Source organism: Streptomyces sp. NPDC043908 (assembly GCF_056435525.1).
This window is the reverse complement of sequence record NZ_JBWKEI010000027.1, coordinates 1-20,817: the sequence shown is the minus strand read 5'-3', so window position 1 is coordinate 20,817 and position 20,817 is coordinate 1. Positions and strand designations below refer to the sequence as shown.

At 70.4% G+C, this 20,817-nt stretch carries 18 protein-coding genes; 14 read left to right on the top strand and 4 right to left on the bottom strand.

Features of this window, described 5'->3' with window-relative positions:
• Positions 1 to 92 precede the first annotated feature (92 nt).
• From AC069K_RS34595 to AC069K_RS34575, 5 genes are all read left to right on the top strand, one after another.
• Positions 93 to 572 (top strand): hypothetical protein, encoded by a 480-nt coding sequence (locus tag AC069K_RS34595; protein WP_358834523.1) that lies wholly within the window; start codon positions 93 to 95, stop codon positions 570 to 572.
• Between the two features lie 13 nt (positions 573 to 585).
• Positions 586 to 1,956: a hypothetical protein gene (locus tag AC069K_RS34590; RefSeq protein ID WP_478622701.1), complete on the top strand. Its 1,371-nt coding sequence runs from the start codon at positions 586 to 588 to the stop codon at positions 1,954 to 1,956.
• 39 nt (positions 1,957 to 1,995) lie between these two features.
• The gene (gene mycP, locus AC069K_RS34585) at positions 1,996 to 3,219 is read left to right on the top strand and encodes a type VII secretion-associated serine protease mycosin (RefSeq protein ID WP_478622700.1); all 1,224 of its coding nucleotides are present in this window, start codon (positions 1,996 to 1,998) and stop codon (positions 3,217 to 3,219) included.
• 33 nt (positions 3,220 to 3,252) lie between these two features.
• Positions 3,253 to 3,618 carry a WXG100 family type VII secretion target gene (locus tag AC069K_RS34580; RefSeq protein ID WP_358834520.1) on the top strand — a complete coding sequence of 122 codons (366 nt, stop codon included), beginning with the start codon at positions 3,253 to 3,255 and terminating at the stop codon, positions 3,616 to 3,618.
• 80 nt (positions 3,619 to 3,698) lie between these two features.
• Entirely contained in the window at positions 3,699 to 4,007 is a 309-nt protein-coding gene (locus AC069K_RS34575; RefSeq protein WP_358834519.1) for a WXG100 family type VII secretion target, read from the top strand.
• A 105-nt stretch (positions 4,008 to 4,112) separates the two neighbouring features.
• Here AC069K_RS34575 and AC069K_RS34570 read toward each other — a convergent pair whose 3' ends face one another.
• Positions 4,113 to 4,346 (bottom strand): DUF397 domain-containing protein, encoded by a 234-nt coding sequence (locus tag AC069K_RS34570; protein ID WP_358834518.1) that lies wholly within the window; start codon positions 4,344 to 4,346, stop codon positions 4,113 to 4,115.
• Positions 4,347 to 4,439: 93 nt separating this feature from the next.
• Positions 4,440 to 8,387, bottom strand: coding sequence for a type VII secretion protein EccCa (gene eccCa, locus AC069K_RS34565; RefSeq protein WP_365111121.1), 3,948 nt, complete (start codon positions 8,385 to 8,387; stop codon positions 4,440 to 4,442).
• 172 nt (positions 8,388 to 8,559) lie between these two features.
• Here eccCa and eccD point away from each other — a divergent pair, with 172 nt between their 5' ends.
• The 6 genes from eccD to AC069K_RS34535 all read left to right on the top strand — a co-directional run bounded on the left by eccD (position 8,560) and on the right by AC069K_RS34535 (position 15,680).
• The gene (eccD, locus tag AC069K_RS34560) at positions 8,560 to 10,032 is read left to right on the top strand and encodes a type VII secretion integral membrane protein EccD (protein ID WP_478622697.1); all 1,473 of its coding nucleotides are present in this window, start codon (positions 8,560 to 8,562) and stop codon (positions 10,030 to 10,032) included.
• 224 nt (positions 10,033 to 10,256) lie between these two features.
• The gene (rpsO, locus tag AC069K_RS34555) at positions 10,257 to 10,547 is read left to right on the top strand and encodes a 30S ribosomal protein S15 (RefSeq protein ID WP_067164948.1); all 291 of its coding nucleotides are present in this window, start codon (positions 10,257 to 10,259) and stop codon (positions 10,545 to 10,547) included.
• Between the two features lie 282 nt (positions 10,548 to 10,829).
• A complete protein-coding gene (locus AC069K_RS34550) occupies positions 10,830 to 13,046 on the top strand; it encodes a polyribonucleotide nucleotidyltransferase (RefSeq protein WP_365111164.1) in 2,217 nt (738 codons plus the stop codon).
• A complete protein-coding gene (locus AC069K_RS34545; protein ID WP_358991593.1) occupies positions 13,043 to 14,422 on the top strand; it encodes a M16 family metallopeptidase in 1,380 nt (459 codons plus the stop codon). Before AC069K_RS34550 ends, AC069K_RS34545 begins: the two co-directional genes overlap by 4 nt.
• A gap of 49 nt (positions 14,423 to 14,471) precedes the next feature.
• Entirely contained in the window at positions 14,472 to 15,224 is a 753-nt protein-coding gene (dapB, locus tag AC069K_RS34540) for a 4-hydroxy-tetrahydrodipicolinate reductase (protein WP_358836849.1), read from the top strand.
• A 15-nt stretch (positions 15,225 to 15,239) separates the two neighbouring features.
• Positions 15,240 to 15,680, top strand: coding sequence for a tetratricopeptide repeat protein (locus tag AC069K_RS34535; protein ID WP_358836850.1), 441 nt, complete (start codon positions 15,240 to 15,242; stop codon positions 15,678 to 15,680).
• 39 nt (positions 15,681 to 15,719) lie between these two features.
• Here the strand turns inward: AC069K_RS34535 and AC069K_RS34530 are convergent, their stop codons facing one another.
• Both AC069K_RS34530 and AC069K_RS34525 read right to left on the bottom strand, forming a co-directional pair.
• Positions 15,720 to 16,271 carry a hypothetical protein gene (locus AC069K_RS34530; RefSeq protein WP_365111113.1) on the bottom strand — a complete coding sequence of 184 codons (552 nt, stop codon included), beginning with the start codon at positions 16,269 to 16,271 and terminating at the stop codon, positions 15,720 to 15,722.
• Between the two features lie 133 nt (positions 16,272 to 16,404).
• A complete protein-coding gene (locus tag AC069K_RS34525; RefSeq protein WP_365111111.1) occupies positions 16,405 to 16,644 on the bottom strand; it encodes a hypothetical protein in 240 nt (79 codons plus the stop codon).
• A 216-nt stretch (positions 16,645 to 16,860) separates the two neighbouring features.
• Here AC069K_RS34525 and thyX point away from each other — a divergent pair, with 216 nt between their 5' ends.
• The 3 genes from thyX to AC069K_RS34510 all read left to right on the top strand — a co-directional run bounded on the left by thyX (position 16,861) and on the right by AC069K_RS34510 (position 20,521).
• On the top strand, positions 16,861 to 17,601 hold the full coding sequence (gene thyX / locus AC069K_RS34520) for an FAD-dependent thymidylate synthase (protein WP_358836853.1): 741 nt from the start codon (positions 16,861 to 16,863) through the stop codon (positions 17,599 to 17,601).
• Between the two features lie 200 nt (positions 17,602 to 17,801).
• A complete protein-coding gene (dapA, locus tag AC069K_RS34515) occupies positions 17,802 to 18,701 on the top strand; it encodes a 4-hydroxy-tetrahydrodipicolinate synthase (RefSeq protein ID WP_478622693.1) in 900 nt (299 codons plus the stop codon).
• Positions 18,702 to 18,835: 134 nt separating this feature from the next.
• Positions 18,836 to 20,521 (top strand): ribonuclease J, encoded by a 1,686-nt coding sequence (locus AC069K_RS34510; RefSeq protein ID WP_358836855.1) that lies wholly within the window; start codon positions 18,836 to 18,838, stop codon positions 20,519 to 20,521.
• Positions 20,522 to 20,817 lie beyond the last annotated feature (296 nt).

Here is a 20,817-nt window from a genome sequence, read left to right as displayed (position 1 = left end):
CACGAGTGTGACGAGTGCGCACGGCGGAGCGACTGAGCTTGAGCGGTACCGGTGGCAGAGCGGTGCCGGCGGGGAATTCACGGGGAGGAACAGTGGCCGAGCCGAACGGTGGCGGCAGCGGCGGCAAGCCGGACCTCGGAGTCGACGGGGTGAGCCTCGCCGACTTCAAGGGCCGCATGGAGGAGTTGCTGCGCAGCCTGGAGAAGTCCCCGGCGCGCCACACCAAGATCGCCGACCAGCGGGTGCACCCGGAGGCGTACGGCAAGGGCTTCGCGGCCGCGGACGAGCTGCACAAGGCGTACGACAAGGTCCGTACGAACCTGGAGCGGCTCACCAAGATCTTCGGTGAGCAGATCGAGGGCATGGGCATCGCGGTGCACATCGCCGACAAGGGCTACGGCGGGATCGACGCGGACGAGGCCCACCGCTACCAGGCCATCCGCAAGGAGACCGAGAAGTACTACGAGACCCCGGCGGCCGGTACGAAGGGGCCCGACCAGGGTCCGGGCACCAAGCAGGCCCCCGCTCAGGGTGGCCACGGGAACGACGCCGACTCCGGCGGTCTGAAGTAAAGGGGGCATGACGATGGCTACGGACGAATTCGAGGGCATGTCCCTGGAGGCCCTCCACGCGATGCTCGCGTCGGCGAAGCCGACCGAACTGACCGGCGCGGCCGAGACGCTGGCCGCCGCGGCGCCCGACATCGCGGACATCGCGCGGGACCTGCGCTGGTACATGGAGCAGGTCAAGTGGCACGGCGCCGGCGGGGACGCGTTCCGCGAGTGGGGCCGCGGGATGGTGGCGCAGACGGTGGTCCTGAGCGAGTACGCCGCTGTCGTCGGCCAGGAGATGGCCCGCGCGGGCCAGGCCCTGACCGAGGCGAAGGCGGCCCTCCCGCCCGCGGACGGCATGTGCTACGCCGACCCCGAGAAGGAGAAGGCCCGGCTGAAGGCGCTGGGGCCGAAGACGAACGAGGCGATCAACCAGCTGAACCGGCTGTCGTCGTACTACGACGCGTCCCGGGACCGGATCTCGGCCCAGCCTGAACCCAAGTTCGCGCCGTTGCCGGGAGGCCCGGGGACGGACACCCTGGCCGAGCGCCGCTACAGCGGTTCCGGTTCCGGCTCCGGGGGCACCGCCACTGGCGGTGCTGGTGGCCACACCAACGCAGCGGTCACGGGTGGGCACGGCTACGCCACGTCGGGCACGACGAGCTCCCCCTCGCACACGACCGTCGCGTCCACCTTCACCCCGCACGAGTCGCCGGCGGGTACGTCCATCGACTCCGTGACCGTGACTCCGCCTCCGGAGACCACCTCACGGCCGACGGTGCCCACCGTGCCCGCACCTGTCCAGGGTCAGCCGCCGGTACTTACCCCGCCGCCCGTGCTGCCCGGTCCGCTCGGCAGGAGCGGTCTGGGGAAGACCGCCCCGGTGACGCGCGTCGGCGTACCCGGCGAGAGCCCCAGCGGCGGCCGTGCGGTGGGCAACCCGCGCGGTCCGGGCATCGCTCGTCCGAGTGGTCTTCCCGGCACCACGCGCGGCATCACCGCCGAGGGCATCACTGGCGGGCGTCCCATGCCCACCACCGGCCGCGGCTCGGCGCCCCGGCTGCCGATGGGCACGGTCGTGGGCGAGGAGCGCGCCGGCACCGGCATGGGCCGCGGACCCATGGGTGGCGGCATGGGGCACGGCCCCGGCGGCGCCCCGCGTGGCGCCACCGGCATGGGCGGTCGCAGGCTGGCCTCCGAGCCGGGTGGAACTGTCGGGGCTCCGCGTGCGTCTCTGGGCGGGCGTGGTGAATTCACCCCCGGCGGTACGGGGTTGGTGAACGGCAACAAGCGAGGCACGGACCGGCGTCGTTCCACTTCTTCCGAAGCCCCCGACTACCTGGTCGAGGACGAGGAGACCTGGGCGATGGACCACCGCAAGGTCGTCCCGCCGGTCGTCGACTGACGTACGCAAACCATCGCCGCTCAAGGAGTCCGCAGTCCCATGTTCAGCTCAGCCCGCGCAGTGCGCAGCCGCCCGGCACTTCTCGGTGCCGCGCTGGCTGCCGCACTGGCCTGCTCCGTCGGCACCGCGCCGACGGCGCTGGCCGACGACATGCGGTCAAAGCAGTGGTACCTGGACGCGATGGACGCGGACGCGATGGGGAAGGTCAGCACCGGCAAGGGCATTACGGTCGCGGTGGTCGACACCGGCGTCCGTTCCGAGCCGGAGCTGACCGGCCGGGTGCTCGGTGGCCGCGATTTCACCGGATCCGGGGATGGACGGAAAGACAGTAACGGGCACGGGACGAGCATGGCGGTGCTCATCGTCGGCAGCGGAGCCGACGGTGGGATCAAGGGGCTGGCACCGGACGCGAAGATCCTGCCTGTCAGGTCCGCTGTGGGGGACCAGGACTTCGCCGGGACGGCCACCATGGCCAAAGCGATCCGTTACGCGGCTGAATCGAATGCCCGCATCATCAACATCTCGTTGGGAAGCGACTCCGCCAGTCAGGGCGAGAAGCAGGAGCTGGCCTCGGCCGTCTCCTACGCCCTGGGCAAGGGAAAGCTGATCTTCGCAGCCGCGGGCAACAGTGGCGACAAGGGCAACCTCGTCGAATATCCGGGGGCGACTCCCGGGGTCGTGGCGGTAGGGGCCGTCGGCACCGACGGGAAGGTGGCCAAGTTCTCCAGCACCGGCAGCCATGTCGCGCTGGCCGCGCCGGGGGACAAGATCCCGTCCCACTGCAGTGACGGCAACGGTTACTGCGAAACCAACGGCACCAGCCAAGCCACAGCCCTCACCTCCGCCACAGCCGCCCTCATCTGGTCCGCCCATCCCGACTGGACCGGCAACCAGGTGCTGCGCGTGATGATGGAGACCGCCGGGCACAACGGCAAGGTGCCGAGCCAGTACATCGGGTACGGCACCGTCCGCCCCGCCCAGGTCCTGCTCAAGGGCAACGGGAACCCGGGCCCCGCCGACGTCAACCCGCTGCTCGCCGCCCGGGGCGGCGGCACACCCACGACTTCCCCCTCTCCCGCAGACACAGCAGACAAGGGGGCAGGCGGTGGCGACCAGGAGAAGCCGCAGGCCGGCAGGGCCGCGGACTCGGCGTCCGAGGACGAGGACTCCGCTCCCTGGGCCGTCATCGCCATCATCGCCGCGGTCGTCGTCCTCATCGGCGGCGCCGTCGCGGCGGTACGTGTACGCAACAAGCGAGCGTGAACACTCGCTCGGACACTCACGAGAGGGAAGAGAATGAGCTCCAATCCCGGTGGTCAGAGCATTGGCTACGAGGCCGTCACCAAGGCCAAGAACGCCATTGAGGAAACCGCCCACGACATGAGCCAGCAGATCCGCGTGCTGGCCGACGCGATCGCCACGGTCGGTGCGGGCTGGACCGGTTCCGGTGCCGACCAGTTCAAGATCGCCCAGGACACGCTGAACACGCGTCACGACGACATCCGCCGCAAGCTGGACGTCCTCTACAACGCCGTGGTCGGTACGAAGAACCTCAACCAGCAGAACGACGAAGAGGTCGACGCCGCGTTCCGGGCGATCAACGCCCAGGGCGGTGCCACCAGCGGTGGCGTGCCCAACACCTCGGGCATCAACGGTCTCTAGGCAGTACCGCCGGGCGGCCCGCGGGCGCCCCGGCGTACGCACGCAGCCCCACCACACTTCAGACTTCACGAGGAGCAGACATGGGTGACTTGGGTCCCGACCTCAAGATTCGGTATGAGAACGTCCAGGAGATCGCGAACAGCATCCGCGCCATCTCCAAGCGCATCATGGACGACCTCGGCCGGATGGAATCGGCCGTCAACGTCGTCGCCAGCACCTGGGACGGCGAGGCGCACGGTCAGTACCTGAAGGTCCAGAAGGACTACCGGCGCGACGCGCACGACATCCAGCAGACGCTGGAGAAGATCGCCAAGACGATCGAGCACGGCAAGGCCAGCTACCACCAGACCGACGTCAAGGCGTCGCGGCTGTTCACCGAGGCCTACTGAGCCCGCTGATCTCAGCGGCCGGGCGCAGTAAAGGGGGTCACGCCCAACGGGCGTGACCCCCTTTCGTCTGTGCACCGCCCGGGCTCCGGGCCCCGGCCCCCGGGCTCAGCGCAGGTCGAACTCGCCGTCGCGCGCGCCCAGGACGAACGCCGTCCACTCCGCCTCGGTGTACCGCAGCACGGTGTCCGGGTCGAGGGACGACCGCATCGCCACCGCCCCGCCGGGCAGATGGGCGATCTCCACGCGCTCCGCCTCGTTCTCGGTGCCGGGCGCGCTCACCCACTCCGCGCCCGAGATGTCGAGGGCGTACAGCTCTTCCTTCTCACGTTCGCTGCCCATGTAGCACGTTCCCTTCGAAGTTCAGTGCCGCCCAGGGTAGTTGGAGCGGGCGGCTCGCACCGCCCGTTCCCTCCTTCTGTCACCCCCGGTCCGTCACTGCTCCGGGAGCCAGCCCAGCTGCACCAGCGGGGTGCCGCGCTTGCGCGAGACGAAGTAGCCGCGGCCCTGCGGCATCGGGCGCGGGCGGACGTTGCCGAGGACGTCACCCTCGTTCGGGTCGCCGGACAGGACCACGCCCTGCGCGCCGAGTTCCTTGATGCGCTGCATGAAGGACTCGTACATCGAACGGGACGCGCCCGCCGAGCTGCGGGCGATGATGAAGCGCACGCCCACGTCCCGCGAGAACGGCAGGTTCTCCACCATCACCGACAGCGGGTTGCCCGCGTTCGTCGAGACCAGCTCGTAGTCGTCGACGATGATGAAGACCTGCGGGCCCGTCCACCAGGAGCGGTCGCGCAGCTGCTGCGGGGTGACGTCCGGCGGCGGCTGGCGGCGCACCATCAGGTCCGCCAGCGCGTTCATGTGCATCTCCAGCGCGCTGGCCAGCGGCGCGTACTCCAGCAGATGGGTGTCCGGGACCGCGTCCAGGAGCGAGCGGCGGTAGTCACCGACGACGATCTTCGCCTCGTCCGGCGAGTACCGCTCGGAGATCTTCTGGGCGAGGTGGCGGAGGAGCGCCGTCTTGCCCGACTCGCTCTCACCGAAGACCAGGAAGAACGGGTCGGTCTCGAAGTCGACGAACACCGGCTCCAGATTGGTCTCGTCGATGCCGATCGCCACGCCGTGCTGCGGGTACTCGAAGCCCTTCGGCAGCTGGTCGGCCGGGAGCCGGCGGGGGAGCAGGCGGACGGTCGGGGCCGCCGGGCCCTGCCAGGCCTCCTTGGCCGCCCGGACGAGCGCCTCGGTCGCCTCCGAGAGCGTCTCGGGGTCGCAGGAGCCGTCCATGCGCGGCAGCGCCGACATGAAGTGCAGCTTCTCCGCGACCTGGCCGCGGCCCGGCATGCCCACCGGCACGTTGGCGGCGACCTTGCGGTCGAACTCGGAGTCCATGGAGTCGCCGAGCCGCAGTTCGAGGCGGCCCAGGATCTGGTCCTTGAGCGCGGCGCGCACCTCCATGTAGCGGGAGGCGGTGAGGACGACGTGGATGCCGTAGCCGAGACCCCGGCTCGCGATGTCCTGGACCACGCCGTCGAGCATCTCGTAGTCGCCGCGGAACGCGCCCCAGCCGTCGATGACCAGGAACACGTCGCCCCAGGCCTCGCCCGGCAGGTCGCCGGCCGCGCGGCGGCGCCGGTAGGTGCCGATGGAGTCGATGCCGTTGGCGCGGAAGAACTCCTCGCGCCGGTTCAGCACGCCCGCGACCTCCGCCACCGTACGCCGCACCCGCTCGGGGTCCAGGCGCGAGGCGACGCCGCCCACGTGCGGCAGGCCGGAGACGGCCGACAGACCGCCACCGCCGAAGTCCAGCCCGTAGAACTGCACTTCGTTCGGGGTGTGGGTGAGCGCGAACGAGGAGATCATCGTGCGCAGCAGCGTCGACTTGCCGGACTGCGGGCCGCCGACGATCAGCATGTGGCCGGCCGCGCCGGAGAAGTCGCGGTAGAGCACCTCGCGGCGCTGCTCGAAGGGCTTGTCGATGAGGCCGAGCGGCACGATGAGGCCGCCGGGGCGGGTGTACTCCGTCGCGTTCAGCCCGCGCTCCGCCGTCGTCGCGATGCCCGGCAGCAGCTGGTCCAGCGAGGGCGCGTCGTCCAGCGGCGGCAGCCACACCTGGTGGGCCGGCACGCCCTGCCCCTCCAGGCGCCGCACGATCACGTCGAGGACCGTGTCGGCCAGCGCGTCGTCCTCGCCGCGGCCCCTGACGGCCGCCGGGTCCGGCGCCGCGTACACCACCGGCACCGGGGCGGCCGTGAACACCGCGGGGCGCCGCTCGATCGGCAGCGGGCCCACGGTCAGGTCCGGGCCGCCGGAGCGGTAGGTGCCCGACACGTAGGCCGCCTTGAAGCGGACCATCTCGTCCGTACCGAACTTGAGGTAGCCCGAGCCGGGCACCGACGGCAGGTGGTAGGCGTCGGGCACGCCCAGCGCCGTACGCGACTCGGCCGCCGAGAAGGTCCGCAGACCCACGCGGTACGAGAGATACGTGTCGAGGCCGCGCAGCTTGCCCTCCTCCAGGCGCTGCGAGGCGAGCAGCAGATGCACGCCGAGCGAGCGGCCGATGCGGCCGATCTGGATGAACATGTCGATGAAGTCGGGCTTGGCGGTGAGGAGTTCGGAGAACTCGTCGATCACCAGGACCAGCGAGGCCAGCGGCTCCAGCGGGGCGCCCGCGGCGCGCGCCTTCTCGTAGTCGTGCATGTTGGCGTAGTTGCCCGCCGAGCGCAGCAGCTCCTGGCGGCGCTGGAGCTCGCCCCGGATGGCGTCGCCCATGCGGTCGACCAGGGTGAGGTCGTCCGCGAGGTTGGTGATGACCGCCGCCACGTGGGGCATCTGGGACATGCCGGTGAAGGTCGCGCCGCCCTTGAAGTCGGCGAGGACGAAGTTCAGCGTCTCCGAGGTGTGGGTGACCGCGAGGCCGAGCACCAGGGTGCGCAGCAGCTCCGACTTGCCGGAGCCGGTCGCGCCCACGCACAGGCCGTGCGGGCCCATGCCCTCCTGCGCCGCCTCCTTGAGGTCCAGCATCACCGGCTGGCCGTCCTCGCCCACGCCGATCGGCACCCGCAGCCGCTCGGCCGTCGAGCGCGGCCGCCAGGTGCGCGCCACGTCGATGGAGCCGGCGTCGCCCAGGTTCAGCAGGTCCGTGAAGTCCAGGTTGGCCAGCAGCGGCTCGTCGTCGTCCCCGCCGCCCATCTGGAGCGGTGCGAGCTGACGGGCCAGCGCCTCGGCGGCCGGCAGCGACATCTGGTCGGGCACGCCCTCGTACGCCATCCCGAAGCCCGACTCCAGGCGCAGCCGGCCCGGGCGCACGACGACCGAGAGGCCGCCGCGCGGCTCGTCGAGCTCGCCCGGCACCACCTCGATGATGGTGACGCCCTGAAGCCCCTCGGCGGCGGCGAACGCCGAGTCCGGCGGCACCATCCCGCCGTCGAGGACCACGACCAGGTGCGGCTGGTCCAGGACCGGCTGGTTGTCCCGGCTGAACCGGGGCCGCCCGTCCAGCCTGCTGTGGAGCAGCAGCTCCAGCTCGCCCAGGTCGTCACCGAACAGGCGCTTGGTGCCGGCCCCGTCGACCTGGCCGGGGACCTGGGTGTGCGGCAGCCACTTCGTCCAGTCCCAGCGCGCCACCGCGCCCGGGGCGGCCACCACGGCGACCATCAGGTCGTCGGGGGAGTGCAGCGTCACCAGCTGGGCCACCAGCGCGCGCGCCGCCGACTGGGCGGCGTCCGGGTCGCCGGAGACCGTCACGTGGTAGAAGGCGCGCATCGAGACCGCCATCGGCAGCCCGTCCAGCGAGCCGTGCACCGCGAGGAACTGCTGCATCGCGCCCGCGCACAGCGGCTCCAGCTCGTCCACCGGCGCCGTCTCCGGCGCTATCAGCGGGGTGGCGAGCTGCTGGGCGCCCAGGCCGATCCGGGCCTGTCCGAAGTCGTCGTCGCCGACCCGGCGCTCCCAGACCCGCGAGCCCTCCGCGACCACCGACCACAACTGCTCGGGCGCCGGGTGCAGATACAGCTGCGCGTCGCGCTGGCGCCGCGCGGTCTTGCGGACCGCCCGCCGCGTCTGGGCGAGGTACTTGAGGTAGTCGCGCCGGACGTCGGCCATTTGCCCCTGCGCACCCTTGCGGAACTTCACCAGCTGCGCGATCACCATGGCCAGGGTGGACACCAGCATCAGCGCGCCCATGATCTTCATGAACGGCGCCGAGTTGGGCATGAAGAAGAACACCACCGACGAGCCCATGCCGAGCATCGGCAGGAGCTGCATCAGCATCGACTCCTGCTGTCCGCGCGGCAACTCCGGCGGTGCCTCGAGCCGCAGCTCGTCCGAGGACACTTCGGGCGGCAAGGACCGCGGCGGGCGTTTGACGACGATCTGGCTCACCGGAGCATCAATCCCTCAATACGGACGGTCACTTGCGTTCCGGCGCCCCCGTGACCGCTCGTTTCAGGGGCTCCCTCCGCGCGACGGTGATCCTACTTGCAGCCTGTGACACCGGAGCCCGGTAGGGTGGCGCGCGCAGTGTGCGCAACCGCGAATCAGGGGGTCCGAGGACGTGAGTACGACCGCAGCGACAGGCTTCTGCCGGGTCACGGTGGTGGCGCCCGACAGTCGCATCGATGTGGCCCTCCCGGAGGACATCGCCGTCGCCGACGTCTATCCGGAGATCCTCCGGCTCACCGGGCAGACCCAGCCCGCGGGGGCGCCCACCGGCTACCACCTGGTGCGCCGCGACGGCACCGTCCTCGACGGCGCCCGCACCCTCGCCGCCCAGCAGGTCCTCGACGGGGAGCTGCTCAGCCTGCGCCCCTTCGCCGAGTCGCTGCCGCCCGCCGTCTTCGACGACGTCTCGGACGCCGTCGCCTCCGCCGTCACCCGCGACCGCCACCTGTGGAGCGACGACCTGCTGCGCTGGGCGGGCCTGGCCGGCGGCGTCCTGCTGCTCGTCCTGATGGGCTTCGTCCTCTGGTACGCCGATCCCGTCGACCACGACATGCACGGCCTGCCCGGCATCATCGCGGGCTCCGCCGGCCTGCTGCTCACCGCCTTCGCCGGCGTGCGGGCCCGGGTCTACTCCGACCGCGCCAGCGCCGTGGCCCTGGGCCTGGGCGCGCTGCCGCTGCTGCTGATCGCGGGCTCCGGCATCATCGGCCCCGACAGCGGCGACGGACCCGGCAAGCTCCAGTTCCTGCTCGGCTGCGTCACCGTCCTAGTCGCCTCGGTGTCCCTGGTGGTGCTGACCCCGAGTGGCGACGCCCCGTTCGTGGCGGCCACCTTCCTCGCCGCCACCGGCACCCTCGCCACCTTCGTGGCCATCCTCACCGAGTCCAGCGCCACCCGGACGGCCGCGGTCTGCGCCCCGGTCGCCATCGGCCTGGTCGCCTTCCTGCCGGGCCTGTCCGCCCGCTTCGCCAGGCTCCCCATCGGGTACGCCTCGCCGCGCAGCGCCGCCGCCGACGACTTCGGCGCCGAGCCCAGCGCCGCCCCCGACGCCCGCCCCGTCGACGCCGAGCGGATCGCCGCCCAGGCCCGGCGCGGCCACGAGATGCTGCTCGGCCTGGTCGGGGGCTGCGCCGCCACCGTGGTCGGCTCCGCCGCCGTGCTCGGCTTCTCGCACAGCGTCTACGGCCAGCTCCTCGCCCTCGCGGCCGGGCTCGCCATGCTGCTGCGCGCGCGTCTGTTCCGCTACACCTCGCAGGTCGTCTGCGTCCTGGTGGCCGGGATCGCCGCGATCGCCCTGCTGGTCCTCGGCCTGTCCCTGAACCCGCCCGGCGACCTGCTGTACGACTTCGTCCGCTACGGCGACCGCGGCTCCCTCGACATCCGTACGATCTGGCTCTCCGCGGCCGTCGCCGCCGGCGCCGCCCTGATCACCGCGATCGGCCTGGTCATCCCCAAGAAGGGCCTCTCGCCGTTCTGGGGCCGTACCCTCGACCTCGCCGAGGGCGCCGTGCTGCTCTCGCTGGTCCCGCTCTGCCTGGCCGTCCTGGACGTCTTCGACCGGGCCCGCTCGCTCACCAGCGGCTGACCGGCCCGTACCGGCGCCCCGGGGACACGCCCGGGGGGCGGGGGACCCCCGATCGGACGAGTCCCGGCGTACTGGTACGCTGTGTGACGGCCGTTTGTGTACGCGTCTCCGGATCTCTTCTGGAGGCTGCGCCCAGCGGATCCCCGCCTCCCGAGTAACGGAAGCTCCCCTGAGACCAAGACCAGGGGCACTCGGTGGCACATCAAGACTACGAGGAGTACCGCGTGTCGCTCGACGCCGCTACGAAGAAGCAGATCATGTCCGAGTTCGGCCAGAAGGAGGGCGACACCGGCTCCCCCGAGGTCCAGGTCGCCATGCTCTCCCGCCGCATCTCGGACCTGACCGAGCACCTCAAGACCCACAAGCACGACCACCACTCCCGTCGTGGTCTGCTGATCCTGGTCGGCCAGCGCCGCCGCCTGCTGCAGTACCTGGCCAAGAAGGACATCCAGCGCTTCCGTGCGCTGGTCGACCGCCTGGGCATCCGCCGCGGTGCGGCCGGCGGCGCCAAGTAAGTCGCCGTGAAGGGAGCGGTTCCCACCTATTAGGGGGCCGCTCCCTTTGCTGTACGTGCGCGACGTACCGGACGCTCAGTAGTCTGGTCGTACAACGCACCACGGAATAATGAGGGAGAAGCCTCCTCCCGCCGCCGGTCCTCGGTAGTGGCCTCCGGGGAGAGAACGCCCCCGGATGCTTCGATCGAAGACCGGCCCGCAGCACAGGAGCGCTTCTCCGCTGACCGTCCCCCCGCCACACGGGCCCGGGGACGAAAGACGATGAGTATGGAGAAACCACTGGTGGAGAACGAGACCCACTACGCCGAGGCCGTCATCGACAACGGTTCCTTCGGCACCCGCACCATCCGCTTCGAGACGGGCCGCCTGGCCAAGCAGGCCGCCGGCTCCGCCGTCGCGTACCTGGACGACGACACGATGGTCCTCTCGGCCACGACCGCGTCCAAGAAGCCCAAGGACCAGCTCGACTTCTTCCCCCTGACGGTGGACGTCGAGGAGCGGATGTACGCGGCCGGCAAGATCCCCGGCTCCTTCTTCCGCCGTGAGGGCCGCCCCTCCGAGGACGCCATCCTCACCTGCCGGCTGATCGACCGCCCGCTGCGCCCGTCCTTCAAGAAGGGCCTGCGCAACGAGATCCAGGTCGTCGCCACGATCATGGCGCTCAACCCCGACCACCTGTACGACGTGGTCGCCATCAACGCCGCCTCCTGCTCCACGCAGCTGGCCGGCCTGCCCTTCTCCGGCCCGATCGGCGGCGTCCGCGTCGCGCTGATCCGCGGCCAGTGGGTGGCCTTCCCGACGCACACCGAGCTCGAGGACGCCGTCTTCGACATGGTCGTCGCCGGTCGCGCCCTCGAGGACGGCGACGTCGCGATCATGATGGTCGAGGCCGAGGCCACCGAGAAGACGATCCAGCTCGTCAAGGGCGGCGCCGAGGCGCCGACCGAGGAGGTCGTCGCCGCCGGTCTGGACGCCGCGAAGCCCTTCATCAAGGTGCTCTGCAAGGCCCAGGCCGAGCTCGCCGCCAAGGCCGCCAAGCCGACCGGCGAGTTCCCGGTCTTCCTCGACTACCAGGACGACGTCCTGGAGGCGCTCACCGCCGCGGTCAAGGGCGAGCTCGCCCAGGCGCTGACCATCGCGGGCAAGCTGGACCGCGAGGCCGAGCTGGACCGCGTCAAGGAGCTGGCCGCCGAGAAGCTCCTGCCGGCCTTCGAGGGCCGCGAGAAGGAGATCTCCGCCGCGTACCGCGCGCTGACCAAGAAGCTGGTCCGCGAGCGCGTCATCAAGGACAAGGTCCGCATCGACGGCCGCGGGATCACGGACATCCGTACCCTGGCCGCCGAGGTCGAGGCCATCCCGCGCGTGCACGGCTCGGCGCTGTTCGAGCGTGGCGAGACCCAGATCCTGGGCGTCACCACCCTCAACATGCTCCGTATGGAGCAGCAGCTGGACACCCTCTCCCCGGTGACCCGCAAGCGCTACATGCACAACTACAACTTCCCGCCGTACTCCGTCGGTGAGACCGGCCGCGTGGGCTCGCCCAAGCGCCGCGAGATCGGCCACGGCGCGCTCGCCGAGCGCGCCATCGTGCCGGTGCTGCCGACGCGCGAGGAGTTCCCCTACGCGATCCGCCAGGTGTCCGAGGCCCTCGGCTCCAACGGCTCGACGTCGATGGGCTCGGTCTGCGCCTCCACCATGTCGCTGCTGAACGCCGGTGTGCCGCTCAAGGCCCCCGTCGCCGGTATCGCCATGGGCCTGATCTCCCAGGAGATCGACGGCAAGACGCACTACGTCGCCCTCACCGACATCCTCGGTGCGGAGGACGCGTTCGGCGACATGGACTTCAAGGTCGCCGGTACGAAGGAGTTCGTCACCGCCCTCCAGCTCGACACCAAGCTGGACGGCATCCCGGCCTCCGTCCTGGCCGCGGCCCTCAAGCAGGCCCGCGACGCCCGCCTCCACATCCTCGACGTGATGATGGAAGCGATCGACACGCCGGACGAGATGTCCCCGAACGCCCCGCGGATCATCACCGTCAAGATCCCGGTGGACAAGATCGGTGAGGTCATCGGCCCCAAGGGCAAGATGATCAACCAGATCCAGGAGGACACCGGCGCCGAGATCACGATCGAGGACGACGGCACCATCTACATCGGTGCCCAGGTCGGCTCGCAGGCCGAGGCCGCCCGCGCCACGATCAACGCGATCGCCAACCCGACCATGCCGGAGGTCGGCGAGCGCTACCTGGGTACGGTCGTCAAGACCACCACCTTCGGTGCCTTCGTCTCCCTGATGCCCGGCAAGGACGGTCTGCTGCACATCTCGCAGATCCGCAAGCTCGCCGGTGGCAAGCGCGTGGAGAACGTCGAGGACGTGCTCGCGGTCGGCGCCAAGGTGCAGGTCGAGATCGCCGAGATCGACTCCCGCGGCAAGCTCTCCCTGATCCCGGTCGTCGAGGGTGAAGAGGGCGACGAGACGAAGGACGACACCGACAAGTGACGTCCCGTAGCTCCAAGGCGACGGCCCGCACCTCCTCGGAGGCGCGGGCCGTCGCCCGTACCCAAACGCTTCTCCAGGGCGCGGGCGGCATCGGCACCGTCCGCCGTACGACCCTCCCCGGCGGCCTGCGCGTCGTCACCGAGACCCTGCCCTCCGTACGGTCGGCGACCTTCGGCATCTGGGTCCAGGTCGGCTCCCGTGACGAGACGCCCACGCTCAACGGCGCCACGCACTACCTGGAGCACCTCCTGTTCAAGGGCACGCGCAAGCGCAGCGCCCTCGACATCTCCGCCGCGATCGACGCGGTCGGCGGCGAGATGAACGCCTTCACGGCGAAGGAGTACACCTGCTACTACGCACGCGTGCTCGACACCGACCTGCCGCTGGCGATCGACGTCGTCTGCGACATGCTGAGCGGCTCCCTCATCCTCGAAGAGGACGTGGACGCCGAGCGCGGTGTCATCCTCGAAGAGATCGCGATGACGGAGGACGACCCGGGCGACTGCGTGCACGACCTGTTCGCGCACACCATGCTCGGCGACACCCCGCTGGGCCGCCCGGTCCTCGGCACCGTCGACACGATCAACGCGCTGACCCGGTCGCAGGTCGCCCGCTTCTACAAGAAGCACTACGACCCGCGCCACCTGGTCGTGGCCGCCGCCGGCAACGTCGACCACGCCACCGTCGTACGCCAGGTGCGCAGGGCCTTCGAGAAGGCCGGCGCGCTGACGCGGACGGACGCGGTCCCGGTCGCCCCGCGCGACGGCGTCCGCACCCTGAAGACGGCCGGCCGGGTGGAACTCCTCAACCGCCGCACCGAGCAGGCGCACGTCGTCCTCGGCATGCCGGGCCTGGCCCGCACCGACGAGCGCCGCTGGGCGCTCAGCGTGCTGAACACGGCCCTGGGCGGCGGGATGTCGTCCCGCCTCTTCCAGGAAGTACGGGAGAAGCGCGGCCTCGCCTACAGCGTGTACTCGTACACCTCGGGCTTCGCCGACTGTGGTCTGTTCGGCGTGTACGCGGGCTGCCGGCCCAGCCAGGTCCACGACGTCCTGAAGATCTGCCGGGACGAACTGGACCGGGTCGCCTCCGAGGGGCTGTCGGACGAGGAGATCGGCCGCGCGATCGGCCAGCTCTCCGGCTCGACCGTCCTCGGCCTGGAGGACACCGGCGCGCTGATGAACCGCATCGGCAAGAGCGAGCTGTGCTGGGGCACCCACATGTCGGTCGACGACATGCTGGCCAAGATAGCCGCGGTCACCCCGGACGACGTCAGCGAGGTGGCCCGTGATGTGCTGGGCCGGCGTCCCTCGCTGTCCGTCATCGGCCCGCTGAAGGACAAGCAGGCCGACCGCCTCCACGAAGCGGTCTCCTGACCCGTACGCAACCCGTACGTACCTGTACGCAAGGACGTGAGGAAGCAAGATGAGCAAGCTGCGCGTGGCGGTTCTCGGCGCCAAGGGCCGCATCGGTTCCGAAGCGGTACGGGCCGTGGAAGCGGCCGAGGACATGGAGCTGGTGGCGGCCCTGGGCCGGGGCGACAAGCTGGAGGCGCTCGCCGAGGCGGGCGCCGAGGTCGTGGTCGAGCTGACCACGCCCGCCTCGGTGATGGGCAACCTCGACTTCTGCGTGCGCCACGGCATCCACGCGGTCGTCGGCACCACCGGCTGGACCGAGGACCGCCTCGCGCAGCTCACCACCTGGCTGGACGGCTCGCCGTCCACCGGTGTGCTCATCGCGCCGAACTTCTCCATCGGCGCCGTCCTGACCATGAAGTTCGCGCAGCTCGCGGCCCCCTACTTCGAGTCGGTGGAGGTCGTGGAGCTGCACCACCCCAACAAGGTGGACGCGCCCTCCGGCACCGCCACGCGCACCGCGCAGCTCATCGCGGCGGCCCGCGCGGAGGCGGGCGTCGGTCCCGCGCCGGACGCCACGGCGACCGCGCTGGAGGGGGCGCGCGGCGCGGACGTCGACGGCGTCCCCGTCCACGCGGTCCGGCTGCGCGGTCTGCTGGCGCACCAGGAGGTCCTCCTGGGCGCCGAGGGCGAGACACTGACGATCCGTCATGATTCGCTCCACCACAGCAGCTTCATGCCGGGCATCCTGCTCGGCGCGCGCCGCGTGGTGACCACTCCCGGCCTGACCTTCGGCCTGGAACACTTCCTCGACCTGAACTGAGCTGGACTGCCGGTCATGCGCGCAAAGATCACTTACTTCGTCACGGCCGCCGTCCTGGTCTTCTACTTCGTCCTGGTCGGCAGCCGGGGCGTGATGCTCATCCAGGACGGCAAGCTGATCACCGTCACCATGGGGCTCGCCGTCCTGGTGCTGCCGCTGATCGGCATCTGGTTCCTCTGGGCCAACACCCGCTTCGTGACCCGGGCCAACGCCCTCGCCGCCGAACTGGAGGCCGAGGGCGGCCTTCCGGTGGACGAGCTGGTCCGCACCCCGGCGGGCCGGATCGACCGCGACTCGGCGGACGAGGTCTTCGCCCGCCGCAAGGCCGAGACGGAGGACGCGCCGAACGACTGGCGCTGCTGGTTCCGCCTCGCCGTGGCCTACCAGGACGCCCGCGACACCCCGCGCGCCCGCAAGGCCATGCAGCGGGCGATCTCGCTGCGGGAGGCGGACTAGCCCGGAGCGCGCCCGTACTCCGCGGGCTCCGGCCCGCGGTCAGACGCGCCCGTACTCCGCGGCCCAGGCCTCGACCGTGTCGGCGGCCCGGTCGAACGCCTCGACGCGCGCGAGGAAGTCCGCGTCGTGGTCGGTGAGCAGCGCGCCGAGCGGGGCGCCGGCGCTCCTGCTGACGAGCAGCGCCTGGCCCTGCACGGTCCTGGGCAGCCCGAGCCACCGCACGGGCTGCTGCACCGTCCGTACGTTCTCGATCTGCGGCCACGGCACCGTGGCGGTGGTCAGGAAGCGGACGCGCCGCAGCCCGGCCCGGCTGACCCAGACGCCCATCCGCAGCATCCGCAGCGCCGACGCGATCACCAGGAGCGCGACGACCAGCACCACGAGCGCCTCGACGGGACCGCCCGTGAACGCGATGATCACGGAGGCGAGCAGCACGAACGAGGCCAGGAGCAGCAGCACGGCAGCCGCGGCGACCCGGTAGGGGCCCGGCCGGTAGGGGCGCCGCCAGCGGTCGTGGTCGTCGAAGGGCAGCGCGATGTCGTCCTCGGTCGCGTCGAATGCGCGGTCGGCCGTCAGGAAGGGCAGGGGCACGACTGATCCTCACTCACAAGCACGCTCGATTGCTGTGCCCGGTGAGGCTACCCAGGAGGCCGTCGGACGACCACTTCCGGGGGGCCATGGGGGTGCCTTCCACGCCATTCGGGCGATGGGGGAGGGGCCCGGGTCAGCGGCCGTCCGCCGCCTGCGGCTGCTGGATGTGGGTCGGCGACTGGCTGGGCTGGAGCGCGGGCATGCCGAACAGGAGCGAGCCCGCGAGCCCGGCGGCCACGGTCAGCCCGATCAGCGTACGGCCCACTATGCGGCCGGCACCGGCGCGCTCGCGGGGCGGCGGGGTGACGTTGCTGCGGAAGCGGTCGGCATCGGCGACGAACGCGAAGGGGACGGGCTCACGCCGGCGGAACATGAGGGGCTTCTCCTTGTCTGTGGGTCAGTCTGCGGGGCTGTCTCTGGTGGGGTGCTCGAACTGTGGTGCGTCTACTGGTACAGACGCACGGAGTTGAGGATTGGTGCCCGAATTCCCCGAATTGGCCGAACAATTCTGTGACGGATCGTCAGGGCGGGCGTTGTCGGTGCCGGGCCGTAGAGTGGTCGCCGCCGTACCAACTGGAAGGACCCGCCGGTGACCGACACCCCCGCCGCAGACCTCAAGCCCAGCTTCCGCAGTGACGTCACCGTCGAGCTGGTGAAGCACACCGCGGGCGACTCCGACGTCCTCTGGGCGGCCCGCGTCTCGACCGCCGGCGAGCAGTCCCTGGAGGAGCTCCAGAAGGACCCCGAGCGCTCCCGCGGCCTGATCAACTACCTGATGCGGGACCGGCACGGCAGCCCCTTCGAGCACAACTCGATGACGTTCTTCATCAGCGCCCCGATCTTCGTCTTCCGCGAGTTCATGCGGCACCGGGTGGGCTGGTCGTACAACGAGGAGTCGGGCCGCTACCGGGAGCTCCAGCCGGTGTTCTACGTGCCGGGGGCCGACCGCAGGCTCGTCCAGCAGGGCCGCCCCGGGAAGTACGAGTTCGTCGAGGGCACCGAGGCCCAGCAGGAGCTGACCGCCCGCGCGATGGAGGACTCCTACCGCCAGGCGTACGAGGCGTACCAGGAGATGCTGGCGGCCGGCGTCGCCCGCGAGGTCGCCCGCGCGGTGCTCCCGGTCGGCCTGTTCTCGTCGATGTACGCGACGTGCAACGCCCGCTCCCTGATGCACTTCCTGGGTCTGCGCACCCAGCACGAGCAGGCGAAGGTGCCGTCGTTCCCGCAGCGGGAGATCGAGATGGTCGGCGAGAAGATGGAGGAGCACTGGGCGAAGCTCATGCCCCTCACCTACGCCGCCTTCAACGCCAACGGCCGCGTCGCCCCGTAAGTGGCGCGAATCCGCCCGTACGGGCACGGATGTGCGAATACCTCGCGCAAAGTGTCCGTATTGCGGCGTTTCGTGAAGTTCATCTAGGCTGATCAAACGGACCCGGCACTGCTTGAACCCCCGAGCAGGCAGTGCCGGGCTCCCTCTGCCACGTCCCCCGAGGGGACACCCGGCGCTGAGCAGCGAGTAGCGTGTTACCCATGGCTCCGATCTCCACTCCGCAGACCCCCTTCGGGCGGGTCCTCACCGCCATGGTCACGCCCTTCACGGCGGACGGCGCACTCGACCTCGACGGCGCCCAGCGGCTCGCCGTCCACCTGGTCGACGCAGGCAACGACGGACTGATCGTCAACGGCACCACCGGCGAGTCCCCGACCACCAGCGACGCGGAGAAAGACCAGCTCGTACGGGCCGTACGGGAAGCGGTCGGAGACCGGGCCCACGTCGTCGCCGGCATCGGCACCAATGACACGCGTCACACCCTGGAGCTGGCACGTACGGCCGAGCGCGCCGGCGCACACGGCCTGCTCGCCGTGACGCCGTACTACAACAAGCCCCCCCAGGAGGGCCTGTACCGGCACTTCTCGGCCATCGCCGACGCCACCGAGCTCCCGGTGATGCTCTACGACATCCCCGGCCGCAGCGGTGTCCCGATCGACACCGAAACCCTCGTGCGCCTCGCCGAGCACCCGCGTATCGTCGCCAACAAGGACGCCAAGGGCGACCTCGGCCGTGCCAGCTGGGCCATCGCCCGCTCCGGCCTCGCCTGGTACTCCGGCGACGACATGCTCAACCTGCCGCTGCTCTCGGTCGGCGCGGTCGGCTTCGTCTCGGTCGTCGGCCATGTGGTCACCCCCGAGCTGCGCGCGCTCCTCGACGCCCACCTCTCGGGCAACGTCCAGAAGGCAACGGAGATCCACCAGCGGCTGCTCCCGGTGTACACGGGCATGTTCCGTACCCAGGGAGTGATCACCACCAAGGCGGCCCTGGCCCTCCAGGGACTGCCGGGCGGCCCGCTGCGCCTGCCGATGATCGACCTGACGGCGGAGGAGACCGCCCAGCTCAAGGTCGATCTCGCGGCCGGCGGGGTACAGCTTTAGCTCCTACGGGGTAAAGCTGTCACCACAGACTTCACAACTGAATACGAAGAACGAAACAGACAACAGCAAGTGCACGAATGTCATGCGCGCCACGTGCCCTACCGGTACGTGGCGTGCGTGGTGAGGAGAGTCTTTTGAGTCATCCGCATCCTGAACTCGGTACCCCGCCGAAGCTCCCCAAGAACGGCCTGCGCGTCACGCCGCTCGGTGGTCTGGGCGAGATCGGCCGGAACATGACGGTCTTCGAGTACGGCGGCCGCCTGCTCATCGTCGACTGCGGCGTGCTCTTCCCCGAGGAGGAGCAGCCCGGCGTCGACCTGATCCTGCCGGACTTCAGCAGCATCAGGGACCGCCTCGACGACGTCGAGGGCATCGTGCTCACGCACGGCCACGAGGACCACATCGGCGGCGTCCCGTACCTCCTGCGCGAGAAGCCGGACATCCCGCTGATCGGCTCCAAGCTGACCCTCGCGCTCATCGAGGCGAAGCTCCAGGAGCACCGCATCCGCCCCTACACGCTGGAGGTCGTCGAGGGCGACCGCGAGCGCCTGGGCCCCTTCGACTGCGAGTTCATCGCCGTCAACCACTCCATCCCGGACGCCCTCGCGGTGGCCATCCGCACCCCCGCGGGCCTGGCCGTCGCCACCGGCGACTTCAAGATGGACCAGCTCCCGCTCGACGGGCGCCTCACGGACCTGCACGCGTTCGCGCGGCTGAGCGAGGAGGGCATCGACCTCCTCCTCTCCGACTCCACCAACGCCGAGGTCCCCGGCTTCGTACCGCCGGAGCGGGACATCTCCAACGTCCTGCGCAACGTGTTCGCGAACGCCGACAAGCGGATCATCGTGGCCAGCTTCGCCAGCCACGTGCACCGCATCCAGCAGATCCTCGACGCCGCCCACGAGTACGGCCGCCGGGTCGCCTTCGTCGGCCGCTCGATGGTCCGCAACATGGGCATCGCGCGCGACCTCGGCTATCTGCGGGTCCCCGCGGGCCTGGTCGTGGACGTCAAGACGCTCGACGACCTGCCGGACGACGAGGTCGTGCTGGTCTGCACCGGTTCGCAGGGCGAGCCCATGGCCGCGCTGTCCCGCATGGCCAACCGCGACCACCAGATCCGGATCGTCCCGGGCGACACGGTGATCCTCGCGTCGTCCCTGATCCCGGGCAACGAGAACGCGGTCTACCGCGTCATCAACGGCCTGACCCGCTGGGGCGCGAACGTCGTCCACAAGGGCAACGCCAAGGTGCACGTCTCGGGCCACGCCTCGGCCGGCGAGCTGCTGTACTTCTACAACATCTGCAAGCCGAAGAACCTGATGCCGGTCCACGGCGAATGGCGCCACCTGCGGGCGAACGCGGAGCTCGGAGCGCTCACCGGCGTCCCGAAGAACCACATCGTCATCGCCGAGGACGGCGTGGTCGTCGACCTGGTCGACGGCGCCGCGAAGATCGTCGGCAAGGTCCAGGCCGGTTACGTGTACGTGGACGGCCTCTCGGTCGGCGACGTCACCGAGTCCTCGCTCAAGGACCGTCGCATCCTCGGGGACGAGGGCATCATCTCCGTCTTCGTCGTCTTCGACGCGTCGAGCGGCAAGATCGTGAGCGGTCCGACGATCCAGGCGCGCGGTTCCGGCATCGAGGACTCGGCCTTCAGCCCCGTGGTCTCGAAGATCGAGGAGGCGCTGAACAAGTCCGCCCAGGACGGCGTCGTCGAGCCGCACCAGCTCCAGCAGCTGATCCGCCGCTCGGTCGGCAAGTGGGTCTCGGACACCTACCGCCGCCGCCCGATGATCCTCCCTGTGGTCGTCGAGGTCTGACGACCCGTCGGGTACTGACGGCGTACGCCCGGAGCGGGGCACCCCGATTTGCATCGGGGCGCTCCGCTCCAGTACGTTTACATCTCCTCCAGACGGGAACCCGGTACCTTCATGTACCTCCCGCGTCCATGACGCGGGGTCAGGGAAGCCGAACGGAAGGGAAATTCCGACTCGGATCTTCTGATAAAGTCGGAGTCGCCGGAAAGGGAAACGCGAAAGCGAAATCCTGGAAAGCGAATCCCGCCGACAGGGAAATCGGACACGAAAGAGTCTGATAGAGTCGGAAACGAAGGAAG